The 25,320-nt window shown below is 41.2% G+C and carries 12 protein-coding genes; 3 read left to right on the top strand and 9 right to left on the bottom strand.

Annotated elements, in window-relative coordinates; all coding sequences use genetic code 11:
• Entirely contained in the window at positions 1–447 is a 447-nt protein-coding gene (locus WDA22_14320; protein ID MFA5834651.1) for a response regulator, read from the bottom strand.
• Between the two features lie 11 nt (positions 448–458).
• Positions 459–4,925 carry a PAS domain S-box protein gene (locus WDA22_14315; protein MFA5834650.1) on the bottom strand — a complete coding sequence of 1,489 codons (4,467 nt, stop codon included), beginning with the start codon at positions 4,923–4,925 and terminating at the stop codon, positions 459–461.
• 878 nt (positions 4,926–5,803) lie between these two features.
• Between WDA22_14315 and WDA22_14310 the strand changes: the two genes are divergently transcribed.
• Positions 5,804–6,322 carry a phosphatase PAP2 family protein gene (locus WDA22_14310; GenBank protein MFA5834649.1) on the top strand — a complete coding sequence of 173 codons (519 nt, stop codon included), beginning with the start codon at positions 5,804–5,806 and terminating at the stop codon, positions 6,320–6,322.
• Positions 6,323–6,386: 64 nt separating this feature from the next.
• On the opposite strand, the gene WDA22_14305 is transcribed toward WDA22_14310, so the two are convergent.
• The 6 genes from WDA22_14305 to WDA22_14280 all read right to left on the bottom strand — a co-directional run bounded on the left by WDA22_14305 (position 6,387) and on the right by WDA22_14280 (position 23,061).
• Positions 6,387–7,466 (bottom strand): family 16 glycosylhydrolase, encoded by a 1,080-nt coding sequence (locus tag WDA22_14305; GenBank protein MFA5834648.1) that lies wholly within the window; start codon positions 7,464–7,466, stop codon positions 6,387–6,389.
• A 79-nt stretch (positions 7,467–7,545) separates the two neighbouring features.
• The gene (locus WDA22_14300) at positions 7,546–9,606 is read right to left on the bottom strand and encodes a sialate O-acetylesterase (GenBank protein ID MFA5834647.1); all 2,061 of its coding nucleotides are present in this window, start codon (positions 9,604–9,606) and stop codon (positions 7,546–7,548) included.
• A 240-nt stretch (positions 9,607–9,846) separates the two neighbouring features.
• Positions 9,847–10,218: a hypothetical protein gene (locus tag WDA22_14295; protein ID MFA5834646.1), complete on the bottom strand. Its 372-nt coding sequence runs from the start codon at positions 10,216–10,218 to the stop codon at positions 9,847–9,849.
• 578 nt (positions 10,219–10,796) lie between these two features.
• Positions 10,797–11,336 carry a hypothetical protein gene (locus WDA22_14290; protein MFA5834645.1) on the bottom strand — a complete coding sequence of 180 codons (540 nt, stop codon included), beginning with the start codon at positions 11,334–11,336 and terminating at the stop codon, positions 10,797–10,799.
• 99 nt (positions 11,337–11,435) lie between these two features.
• Positions 11,436–12,251, bottom strand: coding sequence for a class I SAM-dependent methyltransferase (locus WDA22_14285; GenBank protein ID MFA5834644.1), 816 nt, complete (start codon positions 12,249–12,251; stop codon positions 11,436–11,438).
• A 37-nt stretch (positions 12,252–12,288) separates the two neighbouring features.
• On the bottom strand, positions 12,289–23,061 hold the full coding sequence (locus tag WDA22_14280; GenBank protein ID MFA5834643.1) for a LamG-like jellyroll fold domain-containing protein: 10,773 nt from the start codon (positions 23,059–23,061) through the stop codon (positions 12,289–12,291).
• A gap of 255 nt (positions 23,062–23,316) precedes the next feature.
• Between WDA22_14280 and WDA22_14275 the strand changes: the two genes are divergently transcribed.
• On the top strand, positions 23,317–23,787 hold the full coding sequence (locus WDA22_14275; protein ID MFA5834642.1) for a low molecular weight protein-tyrosine-phosphatase: 471 nt from the start codon (positions 23,317–23,319) through the stop codon (positions 23,785–23,787).
• A gap of 35 nt (positions 23,788–23,822) precedes the next feature.
• Complete coding sequence (locus WDA22_14270; GenBank protein ID MFA5834641.1) at positions 23,823–24,686, top strand: fructosamine kinase family protein; 864 nt, start codon at positions 23,823–23,825, stop codon at positions 24,684–24,686.
• A gap of 11 nt (positions 24,687–24,697) precedes the next feature.
• Here the strand turns inward: WDA22_14270 and WDA22_14265 are convergent, their stop codons facing one another.
• The gene (locus WDA22_14265) at positions 24,698–25,318 is read right to left on the bottom strand and encodes a hypothetical protein (GenBank protein MFA5834640.1); all 621 of its coding nucleotides are present in this window, start codon (positions 25,316–25,318) and stop codon (positions 24,698–24,700) included.
• Positions 25,319–25,320: the final 2 nt, after the last annotated feature.

Below are 25,320 nucleotides of genomic sequence, written 5' to 3'. Positions count from 1 at the left end.
TTATTCTCCTAGAGCGGGAGGCATTTCGTTCAACAGCAACCAATACAGGCCTAGATTGCTCACAGCCTCAGCAAATTGTGAGAAATCAACCGGTTTGCGGACGTAACTATTGACTCCAAGACTGTATCCGTTTATCAGATCTTGTTCCTCTTTTGATGAAGTAAGGATCACCACGGGAACAAGTTTGGTTTTCGGATGTTCACGAATTTTCCGCAAGACTTCCATTCCATCCACTCTCGGAAGTTTAATATCCAGAAGAATGACCGTTGGCATCATTGTTAAGTCCCGGCGCTCATAAGCGCCTCTGCCAAACATATAGTCCAACGCTTCTACTCCGTCGTGTGCTACGATTACTTCATTCATGATTTTATTTTTTTTCAACGCCCGAAGAGTCAATTCGATATCATCGGGATTATCTTCAACCAGCAATATTGTTTTGTTTGCCATGATAGTGTTCCTTATGGAATGGTGAAATAAAATGTTGCTCCCTGTTTAAGTTTTCCCTCTGCCCACACAGTGCCTCCATGCTTATGAATAATACGCTGCACAGTTGCCAGTCCTATACCGGTCCCGGGAAATTCCGATGCAGAGTGCAAGCGTTGAAAAGCGCCAAAGAGTTTTGCTGCATATGCCATATCAAATCCTGCGCCGTCGTCTTGAACGAAAAAGGCATCCTTATCTTCTACCTTCCTCATACCAAATTGAATATGTGCGGAAACATTTTTTGACGTAAATTTCCAAGCGTTTCTCAATAAATTATCCAATACTATTTTTAACAGACGGGCATCGCCGCGGACGGTCACATTTTTTTGAATGAGCAGCTCGACATTCCGTTCCGGTTGAAACTGCCGAAGTTCAGCATCGATTTCCGTTGTGATGTCACTTAGATTGACCGATTGAATGTTCAGCTGGCTTCGCGTAATTCGTGATAGATTTAGCATATCGTCAATCAGTTGCGCCATATGCTGTGCTGCAGTGCGGACACGATGTAAATAATCCTTCCCCTGATCATCAAGGCAATTCAAATAATCTTCAAGAAGAATGTGACTGAATCCATCAATGCTCCGAAGAGGCGCGCGAAGATCATGCGATACGGAATAGGCAAACGCTTCAAGTTCTTTGTTCGCTGCTTCTAACTGTGCAGTTCGTTCAACAACTCGCTGTTCTAATTCCTCGTTCAGTTTCTTAATTTCAATTTCTGCCAGTTTCCGTTCCGTGACATTCAACAGCGTAAATACAAGCATGATAACATTTCCACTGGATCCGAGGATAGGACTGAGTGTCCAATCCCAATACGTAATCCCTTGTTCCGGATGCTCCGGATATTGAAACGGCTTAGCGAAAGTGGTGTACTCTTTTCGGCTTTTCAATACAGTCTTGAAGATCGCTTCATTCTCTGCATCTGGATAAAGTGCAAAGTGGTTTTTACCCGGGAAAAAATCAGTCGTGTGCTCGTCCGACTCAGCATAGGCACGATTGACTCGAATAAAATTAAAATCAGTGTCCAACAATGCGAATAATATTTGTGTATTGGAAAAGATGGTTTCCATCTTCTCATTGGCTTGTATTAATGCTTGTTCAGCATGTTTCGTTTCCGTGATGTCCCGTGCAGAAGCATAGGTAAGCCCTTCATGTTTGTTAAACGATGCCTTCCATGACATCCAAATATAGGTTCCGTCTTTGCGGCGATAACGGTTCTCAAAATTGAGTGAATATCCTCGTTGAAGTTGTAACGACATCTCATTCAGTGTCGGCTGCCGGTCTTCGGGATGAACAAAATCGATAAATGGTTCCGCGAGCAGTTCATTTTCCGAATATCCAAGCAGCTGCATAGATGCAGGGTTTATTTTTTTGAAACACCCATTCGGATCTGCAATACACATCAATTCCGGCGAAAGCTGGAAAAATGTGAAGAATTGTTCCCGTTCTTTTTCTGCTGCTTTTTGAACAGAGATATCTCGTGCTGCGGCAAACACCCCAATCACTTTTCCAGAAATATCCTTATATACTGTTGCATTATACAATACTGGAGTGACCTTTCCGTTACGGTGACGGATTTCCAATGCATAATCTTGAACGAATCCCTTGTTGAATACTTCCTGATACCCTGCACGGGCTTTATTCGGTTCCGTGAAGTAATCCGAAAAATCTGTGCCGATCAATTCTTTCCGCGTTGCCCCGGTGACAATTTCTGTTGCCGCATTCACGTCAGTGATTTTCCCGTCGGCACTAATGGTTACCAGCGGATCGAGACTCGCTTCAATGAGGCTTCTGGTGTAAATATTAGCAATCCGAAGGTCTTCCTCAATACGTTTCCGTTCGGTAATATCCTGCACAGTACCAAGAGAACGAATCGGTTTTCCATCGGAAGTATAAAACGTTTCACACTGCTCATGAACATACTTTAATCTGCCATCCGAAAATAGCAGACGGTGGTCTATGGTGTAAGGAGTACGATTCTGTACGGAAACGGTGTACGCTTCATTTACTTTGGCTCGATCTTCCGGATGAATGGCGTTAAGAAATGCGTTATAGGAGGCACCAAATTGATTCTGGTCAATTTCGAAGATATTGTATATTTCGGGCGACCACTGAAGATGATTGTTCTTCAAATCCAATTCCCACGATCCGAAATGTGCCAATCGCTGTGCCTCAATAAGACGGGCCTCACTTTTCTTCAATAATTCTTCTGTGTGTTTTCTCTCTGTAATATCCCGTGCGATGGACGAGGCACCAATAAGTTTTCCTGACTCATCTTTTAATGGCGAGACCGTTAACGAAACAGCGATTTGCGTTCCGTCTTTTCGTATACGCTCTGTTTCAACATGGCGAACATGCTCACCTTTTTGTATTCTTTCCAAAATATTAGCCAGTTCGTTCTTGCAAGATTCCGGAGCCAGGAAAAAGATATTTTTCCCTATTACCTCCCCCGCACAGTATCCATAAATTCGTTCCGCACCATCATTCCAACTTTCAATAATGCCATCGAGAGTTTTTCCCACAATAGCATCGTCCGATGATTCAATGATTGCCGCAAGTTTTGCATTGGCCTTTTCTGCCTTTTTTTGTTCCGTCATATCGCGCGCTGCTGCAAAAACACCAATCACGGTCCCAGAGGCATCTTTATATACGGATGCATTGTACAGCACGGGAGTGAGATGGCCGTCTTTACGTCGAATAACCAATGCATAATCTTGAACGCTTCCGGCATTGAACACTTTCTGATATCCGGTTCTCGCTTTTTCCGGTTCAGTGAAATAATCCGAAAAATCTGTGCCGATGAGTTTCGTCCTTGGATAACCAGTGACCGTTTCCGTTGCGGTGTTAACGTCGGTAATTTTTCCGTGTGCATCAATGGTCACTAACGGATCGAGGCTCGCTTCAATCAACGAACGATTATATTGATTGGCAAGATGAAGAGCTTCTTCGGTATGTTTTCGGTCCGTAATATCAACAAATGAGACAATCACATTATCGATATTGCCTTGTTCCGCAAAGACAGGATCAGCATTTATCAATGCCCATGTATGTATTTTACTGTCGGGGTGAAAAATACCTACAACGTATTCCCGCAGAGATTTTTTTGACGACATTACCCGATTCACTGGATATTCTTCAACGGGCATTGTGCTCCCATCTTCACGGAGGAAATGCCATGCAGGATCAATGGCCGTTTTCCCAAGCAATTGTTCGTTGGACAATCCAAGCATTTTAAGTGCCATTGGATTAGAAGAGAGTATTTGTGTATCTGATCCATGCACAACCACAGCAACTTGAAGTTTCTGCATGAGTGTCCGATATTGATGCTCGCTCTCGCGCATTTTTTTTTCCGTTGCATTCCGCTCCACCATCATCGCATAGAGACTGCTCAAATTTGCAACAACAGTTAAATCGTCATTTGTATAATCGTGAGGAGCATTTGCCACTACCACTTCGCCAACAAGCGTATCGTTGATCAATGATGGAACGGCGAGGAAATTTTTTAATGGTATATGGTTAACAGGTATACCACTGGAGGCGGGATGAGAGACAGGATCATTTGTAAAGAATCCTTGACGAGTATTCAATGCGTGGCCCCACAGTTTTGGGTAACGCCCGTCCGGACCGACTGGAAACACCATCCTTCGATCGTTCCCGGTCAATTGACATTCACTCTTCATCATCGAAGTAAGCGTATAGGCTATTGAATTACCAGTCAGCGGATCGATGTACGAAACGAAACCGTGAGTACTTCCCGTCAACGATCGTGCAAATTCAAGCGTAGATTCTGCTACACATTGAATGTCTGACTCACTGGAAATTAAGGCTCTCGAAAGATCGGTCATTGCTTTATTCACTTCCAATTCTCTTCGCAATGCCTCTTCTGCAATTTGGCGTTCACGAGTGGCATCCATCGAATCCAATGCAAAAGAAATATCTTTCCCTATATCATTAAGCAACGTTTGGTCATCTTTACTAAAACTTAATGCTTCGGAGGCATACACTGTGAGTACGCCAATGGTATGTCCTTTTTTTCGGAAGGAAACTGCGGCAGATGAAGAATAACCACGCTCTAATGCTGGTTCTCGGCAAGAAAGCATACGGGGATCGGTAGAAATATCCTGGCAAATTATACAATGCCGGTCGCGAACGGCAGCCGCGGTAGGACACTTTCCGAGTTTTGTATTATGAATCTCGATATTGATGTTCGATAAATACCCGTGTTCATAACCAGCAAAAACGATCGGATTGATTTTCCCGCTTGTTTCATCAATCAAGCCAATCCACGCCATCCTGAATTTCCCCTTTTCAACGGCAGCATGACAAATTTGGGAAAACAATGCGTCGCGGTCTTTTGCCCGCACAATAATTTGATTGATTTGACTGATGGTAGCGTATAGGCGGAGGAAATAAGACTGATTTTTTTTCGTATCTGTCTTTTTCATGGAAGTGGCCTCCCAAATATATATAAGGGTGGAGAACGACGAAGGAGAGGCGAAAGAGAAGACGAAGTATTTCGTCTATTGCTGAAAAAGAAATAGCTGCAAACTTTCGCACAGGAAATTCACAAAGGCCCCTTCAACTAGAATGTGAGAAGATTTCGTTCGCAACCGGTAGAGTGGTATGTGAAAAATATTACTACTTTCATGGTAAAGCAAGGGAATGTTCAGCAGATATTTTGTGAAGCATGCATTTCAAGATTTATTTGTCTGAATATATAATAATAACTGTGCAAAATATATTGTAAGTGAATACAAAATTGGCAATAGTAACTCAAATGGGGCAAATATATTTTGATTTCAGTAGTAAGCCCCCATTGTTGTATTGTAGAGATCGTAAAAAAGTGCGTGGGCGCGAAATTTAGGAGGATTGAGCGAATGGGAAAGCGATGAATGACGGGACTTTTGATGGCGCGATTCGCGCCATCAACGGGCATGAGCGAACGGGATTCATCGCGCGCGTTAAATTTCGTCCGCCTTTGGCGGACTTCTTTTCTTGCTCCGTCAAGAAAAGAAGAGAGTGAAGAATCTTTTTGTTTTTGTCAGTGTATTTTGGACAAGTGTGATATATCATGCCCAATTATTAAGGTTTTTCGTAACTATTCAACGTTTATGATTTTTTGGCACCAAACTTTTTGAGGTAATGGTTCAAATTCTTTTTGTGCACTTTCGTGTTTTCGTGTTTTGGAGGCATGGTTTTGAATTTTTATGTAATTCTGCTGAGTAGTTACGGTTATTCAACAAAGAAGTAATAATACCGTAACACAGTCCTAATACAGATAACATACCATTTGACGATCTTGATACCAACAAAGAGTGATGGTATGGGCCAATTTAAGCATCAAATACAATTATGGGATGAACGGACTATTCTCAGCATTATTGCACGACGAGGATTAACGCTCACGAAGCTCATGAAATTTTTCTCTGCAATGGGAGATGGATATGCGTGGATCGTGTTAGCAGTTGTCTTTTATATTCTCACCGATGTATCAACGACTTGGCTGTTCGTTGGCATTACGGCATTTGCTGCCGAACTGATTTGTTATAAAATTATCAAACAGTCAACAACGCGTAAAAGACCGTGTCATGCACATGCCAACATTCAGAATCTTGTCGAGCCGCAAGATCAATATAGTTTTCCTTCGGGACACACTGCTGCCGCCACAGTGGCAGCATTATTATTCAGCGTTGCCGTTCCCGTATTGATCCCGCTATTTATTGTATCGGTTATGTTGATCGGTCTTTCTCGGATATATCTCGGAGTGCATTATCCTACGGATGTGTTGATGGGATTTGCATTGGGGGTTTTCAGTTTTACGTTTGCGCTGTATATTTTTTAATACAGCACATCCTTCTATTGAACTGATCACAAAATTTAGCGCGAGTTAACTCTTTCAGCAACACTTATTGTACAATCTGCATTTTCTTCACCTGCGTATACATTCCGGACTGAAGTTTATAATAATATACTCCGCTCGTAAGGTGCGATGCATTAAACGGAACGGAATGTTTCCCAGATTCTTGAGGTGAATTCACAAGAACTGCAATTTCTTTTCCAAGAACATCAAATACTTTTAAACTCACTAATCCTGATGCCGGAATTTGATATTGAATTGTTGTGGTAGGATTAAAAGGATTAGGATAGTTTTGAGCCAATTCAAAATAGACCTGCGGCGGCGAAGAGTGTTGAACACCGGTAGGAATATTTTGGTAGACTCGAATATAATCAAACTCCATGGTTTGAGGAAAAATTGTACTGGCATCCGGGGAACCGGGCCAATTACCGCCGACCGCTAGATTGAGAATGATAAAGAATGGAGCGCGAAATGCATTTAATCCCGCCGGTTGTGTGTTAATAACGCAATATTGAAAATTATCGAAGTACCACGCTATTCTTTCCGCATCCCAAAGAATAAAGAATGTGTGAAAATCATCATTCAGTTTACCGGAAGTTAAGGAGTAATTTAATCCATAACTTGCATGTCCTCCTTGATCCCAATGCACGGTGCCAAATACTCTTCTGTCCCCGCCGGTAGAGCTTGCGGTTCCTCCGATCATCTCCATAATATCAATCTCGCCGCACTTTGGCCAACCGACGGAGGAAATATTTGTTCCGAGCATCCAAAATGCCGGCCAGATTCCTTTACCATAAGGAAGTTTGATCCGTGCTTCAATCTTGCCATATTGCCATGATTTTTTTGTATGGAGCCGTGCAGATGTATAGGCTTTCCCTGAATACGACTCTTTTAAAGCCGTAATGGAAAAATTACCGTCTTTGACAAAACTGTTTACCGATCTACTGGTGTAATATTGAAGTTCATTGTTTCCACCGCCGTTCCCATTCACTTCGTATTCCCATTCGGATAAATTAATTTGTGTGCTGTCAAATTCATCTGACCATACAAGTTGATAATTTTGCGCCAACATCATCGACGGAAAGCAAAACAACCATACAAGCAGAAGAAGGTAAAAATATTTTTGCATCACATTACGATCCTTTCCCTTATCACAAGAACACACTACAATCTTACATTAAAAACACCGAAAGTCATTGCCAACAGATTTATTCTGGCCAATCATCTGTTCTAAACGATGATGCGGGAAATCCGTCATTATTGAACAGTGTCGCTTCTTCAGTATTGCTCCACAAATATCGAACAGCAACAGGATGCAATACTTCCGGATGGGAAACAACAATATTCCGTCCTTCGATTTTGACTGCTGCTTTCTTGAACACTTTATCCTCACCGGCCACTGTAAAATAATGTTCTCCGTTTCGTTCTTTCAATAGCAACCCCTTCCCCACTCCATCGAATGAGAGAATAATTTTTCTTTTTACATTTTTCAAGCTCTTATAGAGGGGACCGGTATATGGCATTTTCTTCCCATAGGTCTTTGCTAATGCCCACGCAGCAAGACGTTTTCCTACATCCTCTTTATTCGTGGGATGAACATTTGTCGGATTTCCGATATCGAGCGTTACCGCCATTCCGGTATTCTTCAATGATAAAGTTTGCAACTGTGCTTCACGCAAACAAGCTAATTTTGCACCTGTCCAGTATTGAAACGGCGCCAATTGCACATAATAAAATGGAAAATCGCCGGATTGAAAATCTTTTCTCCAGCCTGTAATGAGTGAAGTGAATAGTGTATGATAGGTTGTGTAATTCCAAACATTACTTTCTCCCTGGTACCAAATTGTCCCTTTAATCGTAAATGGAATAAGAGGATTGATCATACCATTGAACAACGATGTCGGCGTATCTTGTGTAAGTTCGAACGCTACTTTCGGACGCTGAGCAAGTTCGTTTCCGGTTATTCCATACAGAGCAAACTTGTTAGATCTGTACTCAGCAACAGGAAGGTATTTCCAATTCCCTTCAAGAGAAACTGTAAACGGCTCAGTGGTGGAAGTCAGAACCATTTTTGTTTGATTTCCCCAAAGCCCTCCTCCTCCTCGAAGATCAATCACGCGGATCGCCAATTGTATAAGTGAATCTTGAACCAGCGTACCCGGAATTGTATACACCCGATCAATATTCCAAACACCTTCACGTAGATTCTCGCCAATTTTTTGTCCGTTCACATACGTTTCATCCATATCGTCGATTGGGCCGAGATATACTTTGAGATCTTTTCCGATCCATGCGGATGGAATAACAATCTGTTTTCTGAACCAAACAACTCCATCAAATTTTCCAAGAGATCCTTTTTCCCAGGATAGCGGCAGATTGATCTCCTGCCAATTCTTGTCATTATAATTTTGAAGCGAGCATTGCTCATCCTGAAATTTCAGTCCAACATATTTCCGGAGAGGGTCTTTTTCATCAATGCTTACAGACAGATGTTTTTCAACCCATTCATCCAACATACGAATACTATCGCGGCTTTCTTCTAGTCTTTTTATAATCCCTGCATACCCTTCTATTGCGCTTATTGATGGTTTGTCCATCCATGCTTCCACTGCTGTTCCTCCGAAACTTGCATTGATCAATCCGACCGGAACCTTTAGCGTATTGTGAATCGTTTTGCCAAAATGAAATGCCGTTGCACTGAAACTCTGAACGTCCGCCGGCGAACATTCCGTCCATGTTCCGACACACTGTTCCATTGGTAAAGACTCAAACGAACGGGCTACTGTAAACAATCGGATGGTAGGATAGAGCGCCTGTTCAATTTCGTTGGAGCTATTCATAATCGTATCGTTTGGCGGCCATCCCTGCAGCGGCATCTCCATATTGGATTGTCCGGAACATAACCATACTTCGCCGATGAGAATATTTTTAATGATCGATAAAGTGGTACCGTGTTTAAGAGTAATCTGAAACGGTCCACCCGCTTTTGGCGTAGAGAGTCTTGTCATCCACGAACTATCCGTGTTCACTTCAGTAGAAACAGTTTTTCCCCAGGAAGTTCGGATGGACACCGTTGTTCCGGGAATACCTTTTCCCCAGATTGGCACATTACTTTGTTGCTGCAACACCATATTATCTTGAAACAACGGAGCCGTTCGAAATAAGTGCGTTTGAGAGTAAAGATTTCCGGCAATGATGAGGATAAGAGAACAGAAATAAATAAACTGTTGTCTTGTTTGTTGAGTTGAATTGCTATGTCTTGTTTTCATATGATTCACTGTTAGGATATTATTGTTGTTAATGAAGTATATAAACATTTGCGGAAGTCTATTGCATTCGCGAATGCTCATATTTTTTGATGCGTAGGAAAAACAATCGCCTCGGGTAGTTTACAAATATTTGTTTTCAATATCAGTAAGGAAGGCGGATGACAAGAGAAAGAAGTCCGTATTCAATAGATGTTATCGGATCCTATTTTATGATCTCCACGTTGGTAGGGTGTTTCACATCTAATTCAATAGCCAGGCGATGGCATCCTGACTATTCTGAAATATTTTAACGTTGAAGCCTCTATTGAGACAAGCTGTTTCATAGTAATTCACATCTTTTACGGACGATTTCAAGAATGGCAATATGAGCGCTTCTTTCATTTTTCTACCAATACCGATTGATTCTAACAATGTAATCAAAGAATAGAGATCAATAAGAGAATGCCCGCCAGCCATTTTAGTACAGTCTGCCAAAAACATCGTTGTGTTTTCTTTTTTGGAGAGTATTACCGCCGCTATAAACGCATCCTTCAACTCTTCTGGAGAGACTGATCCAGAATACATCAGTTCTATTATTTTATGTGTATCATTTATTTTAATGTTCCACGGCATTGTGAGTATTCCCGACTATGTAAAACACTGAGAACGTTTACTGCTTGGAACCAATAAGCATATAACCGTTTTTCGTGTATTGGTAAATATTTATCGATGAGTTGTGTTAACTGAAAGTAAACATTTGAAGGGTTTGCCGCAATCCCGTGAATACGGTATGCCTGAAGATTTGTTTGTCTTCCCAATAGTAAGTGCCTTTTCGAAGAATTATTTGAAGTATTTAGATACAGTCGAATAGTAATTGGTCAGGTTGTTTTATTTTGTTAAAAAGATTTTGTTGACCTCCACAATTTCATATCTTTCTTGTTCACAGTAAAAATATATTATTTAACTCATGTTACGCAAGAACGCAGCTACAATGGTTTAATATGTCGCTCCTACGGAGCTTGACTTCAGGTGGATCATTCGATCTATAAATATTTCGTCCCTTCGGGACTATTAACTTATGAACTTTGAGAGGAAAATGCGTATTACCAAAGCTCCGTTAGGAGCGAAATATTTGTAGTAATGAACAAGCATCATCAGTCAAGCCCCGTAGGGGTGATATAATTCATGTTTTTTCCATCTGCTAACATGAGTTATTTAAATTTAAGCGCATGAAATACTTCACTATTTCCAAGAACCTGCATAAGGGATTGTGGATCATCAAACAAATAAAACGTATAGGCATCGGCAACATTTTCTTTGTGAATAACATTGATCATACACATTTTATACCCTTTGCCAAATTCTGAGTTCGTGGGAACCATTGCCGTAAACCCTTTATCAGCACCAAACTCTTCTTCAACATTTTCTTTCGGAAATGGTTGTGGATTTACCATTTTGCCGCCGGAAATGTTCAACGCCATTGTTAACAACATTCCGTCAGATAGAGTATTACTGTTTTGCTGAAGCCGTATAATGGGCCATATCCTATAACGTATTTCCAATGTATTATCTTTGGACTTTATTGCAAAATCATACTCAACATCATCATTTTTTAGAACCGGAGTTTGCGAATAATTGCGAGGGATAGAATACACCATTTTATTTTCTTGTAATAAATTCCAGAACTTCTTTGGAAGAATTTGGGCTGAAGATATGCTATGGAGAATAAACGATAGAAAAATAGTTACCATAACCGATTTCATTGTTTAGCCTTTCTTTTTTTGCCAACTGACCGGAACGGATTCCAAAGAATCCCGCTATAGAAATCTGTGTTATTACATTAGATTGAGTTACTTTGGTTTTTGGAATATATATATATCCTGACCAAGATGTTCTTCGAGTCTGCCGGGAATATATTCAACAACGGAAAACTTTTTTGCTAAATTAGTATATACCCAGTCTTTGGATTGATACACGGCACATTTGTTATCCCCTTGAAGGTCTGAGTTTTGAGAAACAAATCCTTCTTTTTTAAAACGATGGATAAGGTGTTCTCCAAGACTAAGGGTTGACAATTCACTGTGTGTTGTAAAATACAGGTACCCGCCGGGCGTAATGATCCGATAAAGCTCGTCAATCCAATCAAATTGTAATTGGTAATCAAGATGTGTAAAGACAGAACGAGCAACTACCAGATCGAAATACTCCGTCTGATACGCCAACGGAGGTTTAAGATTATTGCAAGTATAATGACTATTCGTGAGGTACTTTGAACTCCATGCGATAAGATGTTCATTGTAATCCGTGCCATATACTTCTGCATTTTTGAATCGTGTCAATTGTCGTGTAAGTCTTCCACAACCACAACCAAAGTCCAATATTCTTTTGAACTGTTTCGAGTTTAGATTAAGCCGTTCACAATGTGATTGAAGATCGTTAATAATTGCTAGACCTGAGTGCCAATATTCAAACGACCATACGGATCGTATTATCAGGAATATCAGTTTTGATGGAGGTGTTGGAAATCTATCGGGCAATCCATTTTTTCGATACGCAATTTCCTTTTGAAGATTTGACAATGATATTTTTGAGAACAACGATTGTAAATATCTCAAAGAGTCTAATAATTTTAAAGAGAGAAGTATTTTTTTAAAAACCTGTTTCATTGACGCCGCTCCCTTTGGACACTGGTCAGAGTGTAAATTATTTAATCATCAACATTTTTTTCACTTCGGTATATTGTTTCTTCTGCGGACCTATCGCAATAATCCGATAAATATATACACCGGACGAAACTTTTCTATTTGTATTATCCGTTCCATTCCATACCATTGAATAGTAACCGGCAAGTTGGTCTTCGCTCACGAGTGTTTTCACTTCTTGACCAAGCATATTATATACTACAATCTTTACAGTACTTGCTTCCGGCAATTGATAATTGACCGTCGTAGAAGGATTAAATGGATTCGGGAAATTCTGCTCCAATTTATAGACTGTCGGCAGTTGAGCAAGATCTCTTACGTTCAATGTAATACCACCAATATCGTTTGTATGATCGGTTTCATTCAACATGAATTTCTTCATTGTAAACAGAACGGCATTCTTCGGATAATTCGGATCTTTCAGGTTAAAGGAGAATCTCATAATATCTCCTGCTTTGTTCAATGGTGTAACTCCTGCAAGCGCAAGATTCGCTTTTCTCTCAGGAAAATAATATGCCATGGACATACTATCAGTTAAAGCCGTCTTGCTCATCTTTAAAGCTTTTACAATAGTCGTATCGTAACTGACACTCATCGCAATACCAAAGACCTGCGATGGTTTGTTGACCGAGATTATAAGATCATATTCATCCTGTTTTTCTCCGCGCAGAATCCTGAAAGAAAATGCAGAAAGAACCGCCTCGGCACGCGATTCTTTTTCCAGTCCGCCGGGGAAGGATGATATTAATCCCACTGCACGCTGCAGAATGTACGATGCATCCAGCGAACTGATTGATCCGTTACCGGTAACATCACCGACACGCTGCTGCAATGAAGAGAATATGTTGGCACCGACTGTGTTCTGAAGAACAAGTGCTCCATCAAACGCAGAAATCACTCCATTACCACTTACATCGCCGTAGATATTCACACGAACCAATACCGTATCATTCACCGCAGCAAGACTGTCATCAAACACCTTTAACACAATGGTATATTGCCCCTTTGCACTTGTTATAGGAATATACTTTAACGCTCCTGTTACAGAGTCAATGGAAACTCCGGATGGTGCTGAAACGATCGCATAATGTAATACCCCGCTGTCCGGATCATTCGCAGCATACGCGTATTGTAATGTATCAAATCGTGCAATTGCAGTATCCGACAAAACCGTGGTGAAAAATGGTGGAACATTCAACGTCGGCGAAAAATATGCATTAATGGTGTGTGCAGAAATAACATCAACAAAGGTATAACGCGATGTTGAATCCATCACTCTTAGACCATCAACATAAAGACTGTCAAAGTGGTGTTTGAAATTTGGAGTAAATGTAAAAACAATTGTGTCGCCATAACTCACTGATTGAACTCCTGACGGCGAAAATAATCCACTAAAAGCCGTTGACGTAATATTGTACGTATCTGGAAGAACAGTAAACGAATTGCTGGAATTTGTTGTTTCCGACACACTATCGTTAACCAGTACGGAGAATGATCCGCTGCTTGACAGTTCCAATTGATGCGAGTTCAGAATTCCATTGACAAAATTAGAGGTCGGTCCGCTACCCGTTGTAACCGTTGCACCGGGTACAGAGATCAAGACCGCTCTAACAAAATCAGTTTTAATATTGCTAAAATTATCAAACGCCGTAATCCGAATATTAAAGGGAATATTTTGGATTTGAGTCGGTATATCCAATCCAAAAGTATCTTTCACTGTAAAATGATTGAGGTCTCCCGGATGAACAAAAAAACTATCACTGATACCAATTTTTCCGCTGACAGAATCGATCACAGAAATGGTGTGATATCCGGAAGTAAACATGGTAACATTTTGCGGCCCATGTTGCCCTGCAGTAAATGGAACTGAATACAATCCTCCCAAGAGAGAGATTGTCGTGTCGGAAGATGAGAACCAAACATTTCCCGTAAATGTCGACACTGCATTCCCGAACGTATCCACTGCAGTTGTTGTGATATTGAATGTTTGTCCTGCCGTCGGATCGATGATCGGTCCCCCTCCGCTTGCTTCGATTTTGAAATGATGCAATACATTCGGACTAAAATACGCAGCGATCGTGTGTGTAGTCGCGACGTTAATAAATGTGTAGCTCAACAGGGAATCGACTTTAATTCCATCAACCAAAATACTATCTGCGTGATGATAGGGATCTGCCGTGACAACAAATAGTTGGTTTGTCCCTTGAAGAATAGTAATGGTTCCGGAGGGAGAAATTGCACCATTCCCGACAACAGAAGCCGATACTGCGTACGATGTGAGAGTAGTGACTCCTTTTGCGAAACTTTTCTCTCCTTCAAATCCTGTAGAATCGACGGCACTGATTCGATAAAAGTATTCTGTATTGGAAGTAAGGCCTGTATTCTGATATGTTGCATTCACCACGGAATCGATAAGATTCATCAAAGTGGAATCCGATCCGCGATAAATGTAATATCTCATGAACGGAGCTGTACCCCCTCCGGACAACCAAGTGAGACCAATTGATGTAGAACTCTGTGCCGTTGCTGATAACGATGATGGAGGAAGCAGCAAGCTAAATTCGCTCGGAGTTCTCACTGTTGTCGAAACTCTAAACTCATCAACTACCGTCCTACTTACCTCCGTTGCCATCATATCGATTTCTGCGAAACGAATTTTTTTCAATTTCGAAAAACGTTTGCTATTGATACCGGATTCTACCAGCATTGCATCTGGACCAATCTGCAGAGGGTTATTGGAATCAAAGGATCCCGACAGTGCTGCAGCGCTTGTAGCCACATCCGATACACCATCTATATAAAGTGTGAACAATTTCGAACCGTGAAGGAACGTCAAGGCAATGTGATGCCACTTTCCATCAGAGATTTTTTTGTTGCTGGTGAACGAGATGCTGTTTGCTAAATTATCTGAAACGAAAATGGCAATGGTCCCGGTATCGATCACCATCTTCGCCTGAAATCCAACCGCTCCTGATTGTTTTTTGAAGATGATGAAGTCTTTGCTGGAATCATTCACATTAATCCATGCATCGATCGTAAACGATCCTTCGGTGACTTTCATGGTTGCAGCATCGCTGATGGAGATATTGCTGGAAATAACATCGCGTCCATTGCCGTATCGTCCAGCGGAGATGCTACTCCCGGTAGAGGCATAATTATTATTTCCGGAAAGATCCGAAACGACGGATCCTGTCGATTCATCGAAGTGGAGCAGCAGAACAGTATTGGCATCCGGAGTGTAACCGCTTGTCATCGCGGGATTTGCTGTGGCATAATACGCATTCGAACTGGTACTGATATTATCACTGTTATCGAAAGCACAGACTGTAATTTGATAACTTGCTCCATTAGTGATTCCTGTGAGAGTCACCGAGGTATCCGTCGATGAAAATGTGGTATCTAGTCCAATGCCGTCCACATAGACGATGTATTTCGCAATATCATTGGATGAAGGTTTAGACCACACAACGTCGATTACGCTATTCCCTCCAATAGCGGAAAGAATGACGGGTGCCGTCGGAGGAGTGAGATCCGGAACGGTTAAACCAGCCGCGTACGTCGAATCCGAAGTAAATCCTGTGGAATCGGTCGCTATTACCCGGTAATAGTACGTGGAAAATTCTGGGAGTTCTATATCCGCGTAAAAGGTATTCTGTGTGGAATCGTGCAGTGTCATGGTGGTAGAATCGGCACCACGGTAAACATAGAATTGCCGTAACGGCGTATATCCACCATCAAAAACCCAAGATAAATTGATCGAATTCACTGCAGGACTGGCGCTGAGAAAATATGGTGGAACAGGTAGACTGAACTCGTAAGCGTAGCGAACGCGATTTGTTACACGGACTTCATCAACTACTCCGTCAAAATAATTCGTCAATGTTTCATTTTCGTACTCAGCTCCAATCAGTATTGGATGAGTATCATATCCGATACTTGTGGTATTAATTCCCGATGCAATCTGCTTTCCGTTCACATACAAAGCGTGAAGATCACCCACTTCATCAAATGTATATGCAATATGATACCATCGGCCCGTTTCAGGAGTCCAAGCAGCTGTCAACAGCGGGCCTTGACCTGATGATGTACCAATTGATGCTGTAAGATTTCCCGAAATATATTTCATCATAAACGATTCAGAAATCCCTGAGCCGACAGTTTTTGAAATCAACACTTTCGTACCGGTTGTGCTGGCAAATTTGAACCACCCTTCAATGGTAATATCCTGCGGCTGCATTGTTGCAGAATTTTTTATTGCGACATAATCATCAACGCCGTCAAAATTCCTCCCCTTCCCAGCTTTTCCGTTCGTTACCGCCGTTCCGAACAACTCACCGTTATTGGCGTTTCCACTAACATCGTACAGACTGTCACCAGTCATCTCATTGAATCGAAGGTACGCCATGGTATAAATATCAGGTGCATATTCACCGAGCATAGGTGCCGAAGCATCGGGAGAAGCGTTTACCTGAACTGATCCACCGCTTTCATTGCCGTTGGAATCAATGGCTGTCACAAAGAAATAATAATTTTTCCCGATACTCAGTTTCGTAAGAATTTTTATTGTATCAGTAAGACTTGTCGTAGAATCAATGATACTTTCCGGTGATGGTGTAAGTCCGCCATAGATATAATATGCCCTGAAGTCACCGCCGATCGTGGAATTCCATCGTAGTGTAAAATTCGTTTGCAGAGAATCAATAACGGAAAGAACGGTTGGAGCAGACAATCCTGTTTGATCAATCGGCGTCGCCAATACTTCATTCGAATAACCGCTGATATTTCCGTATACGTCTTTCGCTGTCACTCTGAAATAATATTGTTGATAATTTACCAATCCGCCGTACGTTTTCAGTGTGTCCACGATATTGATGATTGAGTCAATAATTATTGTGGGATTTGGTGAAGTACCGCGATAGACATAATATTTCTGGAAATCTGCTTCGTTATTAGGTTTCCAGCTAATTATCACCTGTTGATCACCGGCTGATGCAACAAGATTTTGCGGTACGGCGGGTGGAGTTGTATCAAGTGCAGTGTCGTACTGTGCAAAACTTTTTTCACTTTCAAATCCTGTTGAATCAACAGTACTGATCCGATAAAAATACGTTGAAGCATTCGTCAAACCGGAATTAGTATAATTTGTGTTGATTGTGGAATCTATCAAACTCATTGTGGTGGAATCGCTGCCGCGGTAGATTCTATACCGCATAAATGGTGCTGATCCGCCTCCGTTCGTCCATGCAAGATTGATCGTTGTTCCGGAAGCTGAAGCACTGATAAAGTTTGGTGTGAGCTGAAGATTAAATTCATTCGGTGTACGATTGATGGTTGAAAGGCGTACTTCGTCGATAGAACCCTTCAACAACCGTGTCGGATCAAAATTAAAGTATGTGCCGACGGTGAGCGATCCACTATTGTCCAGATTCATATTGGACGGGATGGTTGCTGACTGGTCGAACTTTCCGTTCACATAGATCGAAAGCACATCGCCGGTTCGTACGCCGGCAACATGATACCATGTTCCTGAATTCAGGATGATGGATCCATTTGAAACACCGTAAGTATTTCCAATCTGATCGAGCGCATAAAACCGAAGCGAATTGGTTGTATCCACAAGGAAAATAAAACCGCTGCCAGACCGTTTTTGTACGATGTAATGACGTTTGTTCAGTGTGTCGAGATTCACCCATGCTTCTACGGTAAAGTTGGAAGAGCCTGTATTTAAATTTGTTCTGTGGGAAACTTCTATGAACTCACTCGTTCCATTGAACTTTCTGGCGTTGCTCAATTTTCCTGGAACAATCGTCGACCCTTTTGCCACACCATAATTTCCCTTTCTGCTGGCATCATGCGCATCGCTGCCGGCGGGTTCATTCATATGCAGAAGCAAAACCGTATTAGCATCAGCCGCATATTCACCAGTCAAGGGAATAGCGCTAAAGAATCCTACAGTATTCGTGATTCCTTCATATCCCGTACTGTCGACCGTACTCACTCCATAAATGTACGGTGTTCCTACTGTGAGTCCCGATTGGGAATATGTAGACGCATCGGTTGAATCAATCAATGCAAGTGACTGAGAAGAATTTCCCCGATAGATGAAGTTTTTTCTCCGTCCTACTGCGCCGTTGCCGTTTACCCAATTCAAAGACGATTCGGTCTGACTCACCGCCGATGAAGCGAGATTGACCGGAGTTGGTTGAACATTAAATTCATTTGACGATCGAGCAATGGATGAGATTCGAACTTCATCGATCATCCCGCTAAAATTAAATGTTGAATTCGTGTCATTTCGCGCACCGATTTTAAGATCCCCGATATTATTCAGATTGTCACCGGTGATCGGTAAAAATTGACTTCCCGCAATTCCGTTTACATATATGCGGAGCGTATCGTTCTTTCGCACACCGGCAACATGATATGATTTTCCCGATTTGATCTTCACATCGGAACCGATACTTTTTTGCGTAGGACTCCATGTCGCCATCGATATTGCACCACCAGGTTGTATCGTCAATGCATAACCCGGGGTAGAACTGTTTGCCCGTTTATCAAAAATATACTGCGTCCGTGCAGCATAGATTGTATCGGTTTTAATCCACGCCTCAATGGTAAAATCACCTGTAGAAAAATTGATCGTATTATCGTGTGGAACGTTAATATAAGTGGACAGTCCGGACAACCCTCTGGCATTTCCAAGTTTCCCATTAGCTGGAACCGTCCCGAATGAAACAGCATTATTCACGTTCGAAGAATAATCCGCCAAAGTTGAACCGCTTAATTCATTGAAATGCAGCAACAATCCCGTAGAAACATCAGCTGAATATTCTGAGTAGAGTTGGATGTTTGGACTAATATACGCGGTAATTGAATGCACACCTGTAACGGTATTGAATGTGAAAGATTTTCCGATACCAACATTTGTACTATCTACCCGAATGCTGTCAATGTGATATCCAAGATTCGGCAGAATGGTATAAGACTGATTTGTTCCGTGGCTGATGTTGATTGAACCTATCGGAGCGATCGTGCCATTGCCAACAACGGAAGAAGTGATTGCATATTGATTAATGGAAAAATATGCATTGATCGTGTGAACGGAGTCAACATTATTCAGATTGTACGTTATTACAGCACCGATATTATTTCCATCCACCACTACAGAGTCGACATGATAATTGATGTTGGGATTGAAGTTAAACGTTTGATTGGACCCTTGCGAAAGCGATGGATTATTTGGGGCAATACCTCCGCTTCCGAACGAATTCGTTGCAATTGCAAAGCCAACAAGTTCACCGACGGCAAATTCACCCAATGCTGTCAATCCAATCGCCTGCGTTGACGTGCTGTTCTTTGTACCGGTAACAGTATTGCTCCATGAAGCAGCTTGATTTCTTTTTACGACAAAATTATTCGTATTGGCGCCGCTGTCAATATCCGCAGTATTGAATGTGAAGGTTGCATTACATGTATCGAACACTGTTTCTATATTCGTCAGTTTCCAGAAACGATTGACATTTTTGGAAAAATTAAATGAACTTCCTGTAAGATCCGGACCGGCGATAGATGTTGAAGCGCCGAGATATCCGGCTATCGAAACATTTGCAAGAGTAATATTGACGGGCGTATAAAAATTTGAGTCACCAATTTCAAAAAACTTAGAAATATTGGCTCCACCCGGAAAATATTTCTTCAAATTGCCGATCACATGACCGTTTGTCCGTGAAACGCTTGCCGTATCAACAATAATAACGGCGTTGATACCGGTAGAGATTTTTCCATTGGCAAAATTCAGTCCTTTCGAAATGTGAATGTCATTGTTAAGATTAACGATCGTTCCATTATTCAGCGTCATGACGTCAAATGTTGTTGGCCCGGAAATATTTTGACTGCTTCCGTTAAATGTTACAAGTCTTCCGTTAGGTGTAAACGTACCATTTAATGTCCAATTTCCTCCCAGGAAGAGATCCCCTCCTGAAAATGAGGAAAGTGTTAGGGTTCCATCGATTAAAACATTTCCGGTCACTGACAATGACGCTGTCATTTGAGATTCAGCGTTATTCATGGTCAGTTCCGAACCGGATTCAACCGTTAAATCTCCCGCCAACTGCCGCGCAACACCGTTGCCTCCAAAACCTAAATTCAATACTGTTGATCCGCTTACCATTACGTGATTTGGATAACCGGCTCCAGATAATGAACTCCATTCCGGTCCCCGGTTATATAATCCGTCTATTTCATATCTTAAAGTTGAGGAAGGACTGTATACCGGAGCACCGCCAGCAGCGATTGTTCCGCCGATTATTTTCAATACACCATTAATCGTTGTTATTCCACTTCCAAAATGTACGTCGCTTCCGTTTACGGTAACGAGCACATTGTTATTGAATGACAGCGTTCCACCGCCGATAGAATTCACTGTTTTGGTTGCATTGAATTGGAATTCCGAACCAGCCGATCCAAAAATCGTATGCGGAACATTGGTTACAATTAACGGAGAAGCTGAAAATTGAAAGTTGATGTATCGATCTTTAAGATTTATATCACCGGAAATAAGTGAAAGTGTATCATCGATGGTGAGACTTGTCGCCAGCACTGAATCAATGATAAGAGCACCTGTTGGTTTGTTGATGGTAAGTGAACTAAAATCAACCGAGTAGAAATTTGCTCTCGAGATAGTCTGATTTCCACTACCAATAAAATGGACTGTTCTCCCACTCGAAAAAAACCCACTGCTCGCACCTCCCTGCAACCAATTTCCTCCGAGATAAAAATCGTTTCCTGCGAGACTCGATTGGATCAGCGCACCATTTAACGTTAGATTTCCTAACACTGTTAGTGGTTGAGTCATAATAAATCCCGCCTGATTCATTCGCAGTGTCGATGCAGAATCAATGGTCAAATTCCCGGCAATCTTCCGTTCTATCGCAGTACCGCCATTTGCTCCTAAATTGACCTCGGTATTATTGGATATTTGAACATGAAAAGGATATCCGGCCCCACTCATACTACTCCATTCTAAGCCTCTTGCAAAAATACCTGTTGTATTATATTTCAGAAGTGATGTTACTCCATATGATGGAGCATTATTGATCACCGATCCGCCTGAATCAATTTGCAAAGTTCCGTTTACTATTGATCCGACTCCCAAATCAACTGCACCGGCTACGCGGACAAGATCAAATGTTATACCTCCACTAACTGTACCCGATCCATTGAAATAAATGTTTCCCGTTGCTGAGATATTGCCGGAAGATTTTGTGATGGAACCGCCCGAAAGGATATACAATCCGCTTCCGAGATTGAGTATCCCACTTGTGAGAATAAGATCCTTTATGGCGGGACTGGCTGTTATTGTTGCTCCATTAACATCATTCAATTCTACACGTCCTAAATCCACATCACCGATTTGATGCTGCGCTGCTCCACCACTAAGAAGAATCTTACCACTTGCGGTACTGCTATGTTGACCTAACGAACCATGAATATGACCATTTACGGTAATGGTATTTCCACTGTCATTAAGCGTACCGTTCATCAAATCAAGATTACCCGTCAATGTAATATTTGAGGAAAGTGTCAAAACATTTGACACTTTATCTATCACCAAAGAATGAAATGGGGTCCCGTCGGGAAGCGCAGAAAGAGTTTGAGGATTCAATCCATTAAATCTTAATACAGAGTTTGATGTAACGTACGCTCCTCCGGAAAATGTTGCGGTTGGAGAAAATGTTCCGGCAATGAGAATGGTATCAAAGCTTGCAAAAGTGATGTTGTTCGTACCACGAGTTCCGCTAATGTTTATGTTTCCATATTTCTTTGCCGCAATAATTTGGGAACCGGTACCGTAATATTCAACCGTACTTGATGTATTAAGTATTTGTATTGAATAGTCGAGAGGAAAACTATTTGTCCCCGCAATTCTCAGTTTTGCTCCGGTTCCGAGACTGATTGTCCCTCCAAAAGCTGCACGATTAATGGTAAATGTCGAAAGATCTAGAATTCCTGTATTAACAATGAGATCGCCTGCTGGAGAAATATTCACTCCCAATGTTAGACTACCTGTCGTACCGGTGGAATTAATTGTAAAATTTGTAAGTGATATCGGTGCTGAGTTTATTGTTACGTTTGATGATTGTGTGACACAGTCATAGTACAGACTTCCAAAATTTTGATTGAGTCCAAATAAAGTTGTAGAATTTGTAATATTGTCTACTACACAAAGCGCATTCCCTGTCCAAGTAAATGCTGGAATTGTTCCACCATCGACTCTATGATAATACTTTCCATCAGTTTGTACCTCGCCTGTTGCTGAAACACCATAATTTAAAGTGCCATAATTTACTAATTTTCCTTGGACAATTAGATCATACCCCACTGTATTACCATTATTCACAGTAAATGACGCCCCGCTATTTATTGCCAATGAGTCACCAATAAAAATTTGACAACGTTCAACAGTTACTGAGCTAGACGAATTCAAAATTAATTTTCCATCTATGCGTAATTCAGAATTTGTTCCGGAAATAATCCATGCGGGACCAACCGGTAAAGACATGGTATGTCCATTTTGAATGACAAAAACATTGCCAACAGAATCAAATGATGTTGGAGAATTACCAAGACCATCTGTTGTTAACGACCAATTGGAGAGAAGTGTTGGATTTGACTGTCCAGATTTTGAATAGTACGTAAATCCCACTGCCAATAATGAATTGGATAAAAGAAATGAAAAAAGAAAAAAAGATAGAATTATCTTAAAACTGCGCATCAACATTCCTAAAGCATTTGCAATAAGTAATGGGACAATCGCACGGATTTTGTAGCCCCTGTGTGCGAATTTCCTCGGTTTTTTCGCCGAGTTTTGGAGGGTAGATACAGTTGAAAATAGAAAGCATGGAGGGAATAGTCAAGAAAACGGTGTGTTATGAGGCACACAGTATGGAAGCGGATTGATGTGTGACAACAGTTTGATTTACAGAAAAAACTCCCTATTATTTTACACAATTTTTAACAGGAAAACGACGTGAAATCAACCAAAATTCTTTTTGTTTGCCTCGGAAACATCTGCCGCTCCCCAGCCGCCGAAGGAGTCATGAAAATGCTTGGAAAAGGACTCCCGATTGAGATTCAATCTGCTGGAACAGCCGGATATCACATTGGTGAACTTCCGGATACTCGCATGCGATCGCACGCACAAAAACGGGGGTATAATCTTACCAGCCGGGCGCAACAATTCAATCCAGCATTTCATTTTGAACAATTCGATTATATTATCGCAATGGATGAAAATAATCTCCGCGACTTGAAATCGATGGATAGAACAAAACAGTTTCATCACAAACTTTCGTTAATGAGCGATTATTCACAGAAGATGGATGTAACCGGGGTACCTGATCCATATTACGGCGGTCCCGAAGGATTCGAACATGTACTGGATATTCTTGAAGATGCGTGCGTAGGATTGTTGAAACAATTGAAAGCACAAGGGAGTTGACCGTCACCTTATAGGTGACGGTCAACTAAATTACTATGAATTCATCAATCATTCCTCACATCCAATCAGCTCTGAACAAAAATGTTCTTTCTCTTTCCCAGTCAAGCGGCGGCTCCATTGCCTCTGCGTATCGCGTAGAGATGAGTGACGGGCAATCACTCTTTGTAAAAAGTTCTCCTCAGCATCACGATATGTTTGTAAAAGAAGCGAATGGATTACGGGAGTTGGCAAAAGCAAATGTACTTCGTATCCCAGAAGTCATTCTTGCAAGCGAAGAACTTTTAATTCTGGAATATCTTCCGGTCACGACCCCCACGCAGCGAACCCAATTCTTTGAACAGTTTGGAAAACATTTCGCTCAACTGCATCGGCACTCAGCAACACAATTTGGTTTCATCGAGAATAATTACATCGGATCGAACCTCCAAGAGAATTTGCCTCAGACCAATTCATGGAAAGACTTTTTCGTGGAACACCGATTGGAGTTCCAATTTCGTCTTGCAGAACAGAATGGTTACAACGATAAAGAAATCATTTCGCTTTTCACTAAACTAGAAAAACAGATTGACCGATTAATACCAAATGATGGTGAGCCGCCAACCCTGCTTCATGGCGATTTATGGAATGGAAATTTTTTGTGCGTGGAAAATAATACTCCGGCATTGATCGATCCTGCCGTCTATTACGGACATCGCGAAGCCGACCTTGCTATGACAATGTTGTTTGGTGGGTTTAGTGAAGCGTTCTATGCATCATATCATGAAACGTATCCACTGAATGATGAATGGAGAAGAAGATGCGAGTTGTACAAACTCTATCATCTCTTTAATCATTTGAATCTGTTCGGAAAAGGATATTATTCGCAAGTTGTTGGAACGATGAAATACTTGGTTAGATGAGTTTTTTGGAACTATATCGTGAAAAGTTTCTTATCGTCTTTAGCTTGTGAAATAATCTTTTTATTAGTCGTCAACAAGTAAAACTCACCTTCATACGAATAAAAGTCACTGTCATTCGTAAAGATACATCGTAATGCTTCGGGACAGGAAATCATATAGTTATATAATAGATGATCTCCAAAATCGACTTTACTTCCCTCAAAAGTTTCTAAGATATCCGGTGTGAATGTAGAATCAAAATGTATGGGAAAGTTTTTTTTAAATAGTTTTTTGAAAGTTTTAATTTGTAAATCCCATCCAGTAAAAAAAGCAATGTCGTTAGCTCTCTGTTTTTTAAATTCATTTGTTTCAAATTTTAATGACCCCGTTTGCGTACGGTAATAACCGACTTGCAAATGTTTATAATACTCTACAGCAACACTCACCGTAGTATGGGAAACCAGCGATAAGGATTTTAAATAATGTAAAACTTTACCGAGATCAGCATTCAACAAAGCAATCCTTCTATCTTCAAGTGACGTTGAAAACGGATCTTTATAATCAATGATAATATTCGTATCAACAAAAAAGGCTCCACACGGAAGCCTCTTTTTATTTTCAACAATACTCAATGCGTCTATAACTGTAGCCATTG

Source organism: Bacteroidota bacterium, assembly GCA_041658205.1.
Lineage (GTDB): Bacteria > Bacteroidota > Ignavibacteria > UBA10030 > UBA8401 > UBA8401.
This window is presented reverse-complemented; position numbering and strand designations above follow the sequence as displayed.

What these genes read in the sequence shown, in the direction of transcription:
- WDA22_14320 (MFA5834651.1), bottom strand. Translation starts at nt 447, where the DNA reads ATGGCAAACAAAACAATATTGCTGGTTGAAGATAATCCCGATGATATC.
- WDA22_14315 (MFA5834650.1), bottom strand. Translation starts at nt 4,925, where the DNA reads ATGAAAAAGACAGATACGAAAAAAAATCAGTCTTATTTCCTCCGCCTA.
- WDA22_14310 (MFA5834649.1), top strand. Translation starts at nt 5,804, where the DNA reads ATGGGCCAATTTAAGCATCAAATACAATTATGGGATGAACGGACTATT.
- WDA22_14305 (MFA5834648.1), bottom strand. Translation starts at nt 7,466, where the DNA reads ATGCAAAAATATTTTTACCTTCTTCTGCTTGTATGGTTGTTTTGCTTT.
- WDA22_14300 (MFA5834647.1), bottom strand. Translation starts at nt 9,606, where the DNA reads ATGAAAACAAGACATAGCAATTCAACTCAACAAACAAGACAACAGTTT.
- WDA22_14295 (MFA5834646.1), bottom strand. Translation starts at nt 10,218, where the DNA reads ATGCCGTGGAACATTAAAATAAATGATACACATAAAATAATAGAACTG.
- WDA22_14290 (MFA5834645.1), bottom strand. Translation starts at nt 11,336, where the DNA reads ATGGTAACTATTTTTCTATCGTTTATTCTCCATAGCATATCTTCAGCC.
- WDA22_14285 (MFA5834644.1), bottom strand. Translation starts at nt 12,251, where the DNA reads ATGAAACAGGTTTTTAAAAAAATACTTCTCTCTTTAAAATTATTAGAC.
- WDA22_14280 (MFA5834643.1), bottom strand. Translation starts at nt 23,061, where the DNA reads ATGCGCAGTTTTAAGATAATTCTATCTTTTTTTCTTTTTTCATTTCTT.
- WDA22_14270 (MFA5834641.1), top strand. Translation starts at nt 23,823, where the DNA reads ATGAATTCATCAATCATTCCTCACATCCAATCAGCTCTGAACAAAAAT.
- WDA22_14265 (MFA5834640.1), bottom strand. Translation starts at nt 25,318, where the DNA reads ATGGCTACAGTTATAGACGCATTGAGTATTGTTGAAAATAAAAAGAGG.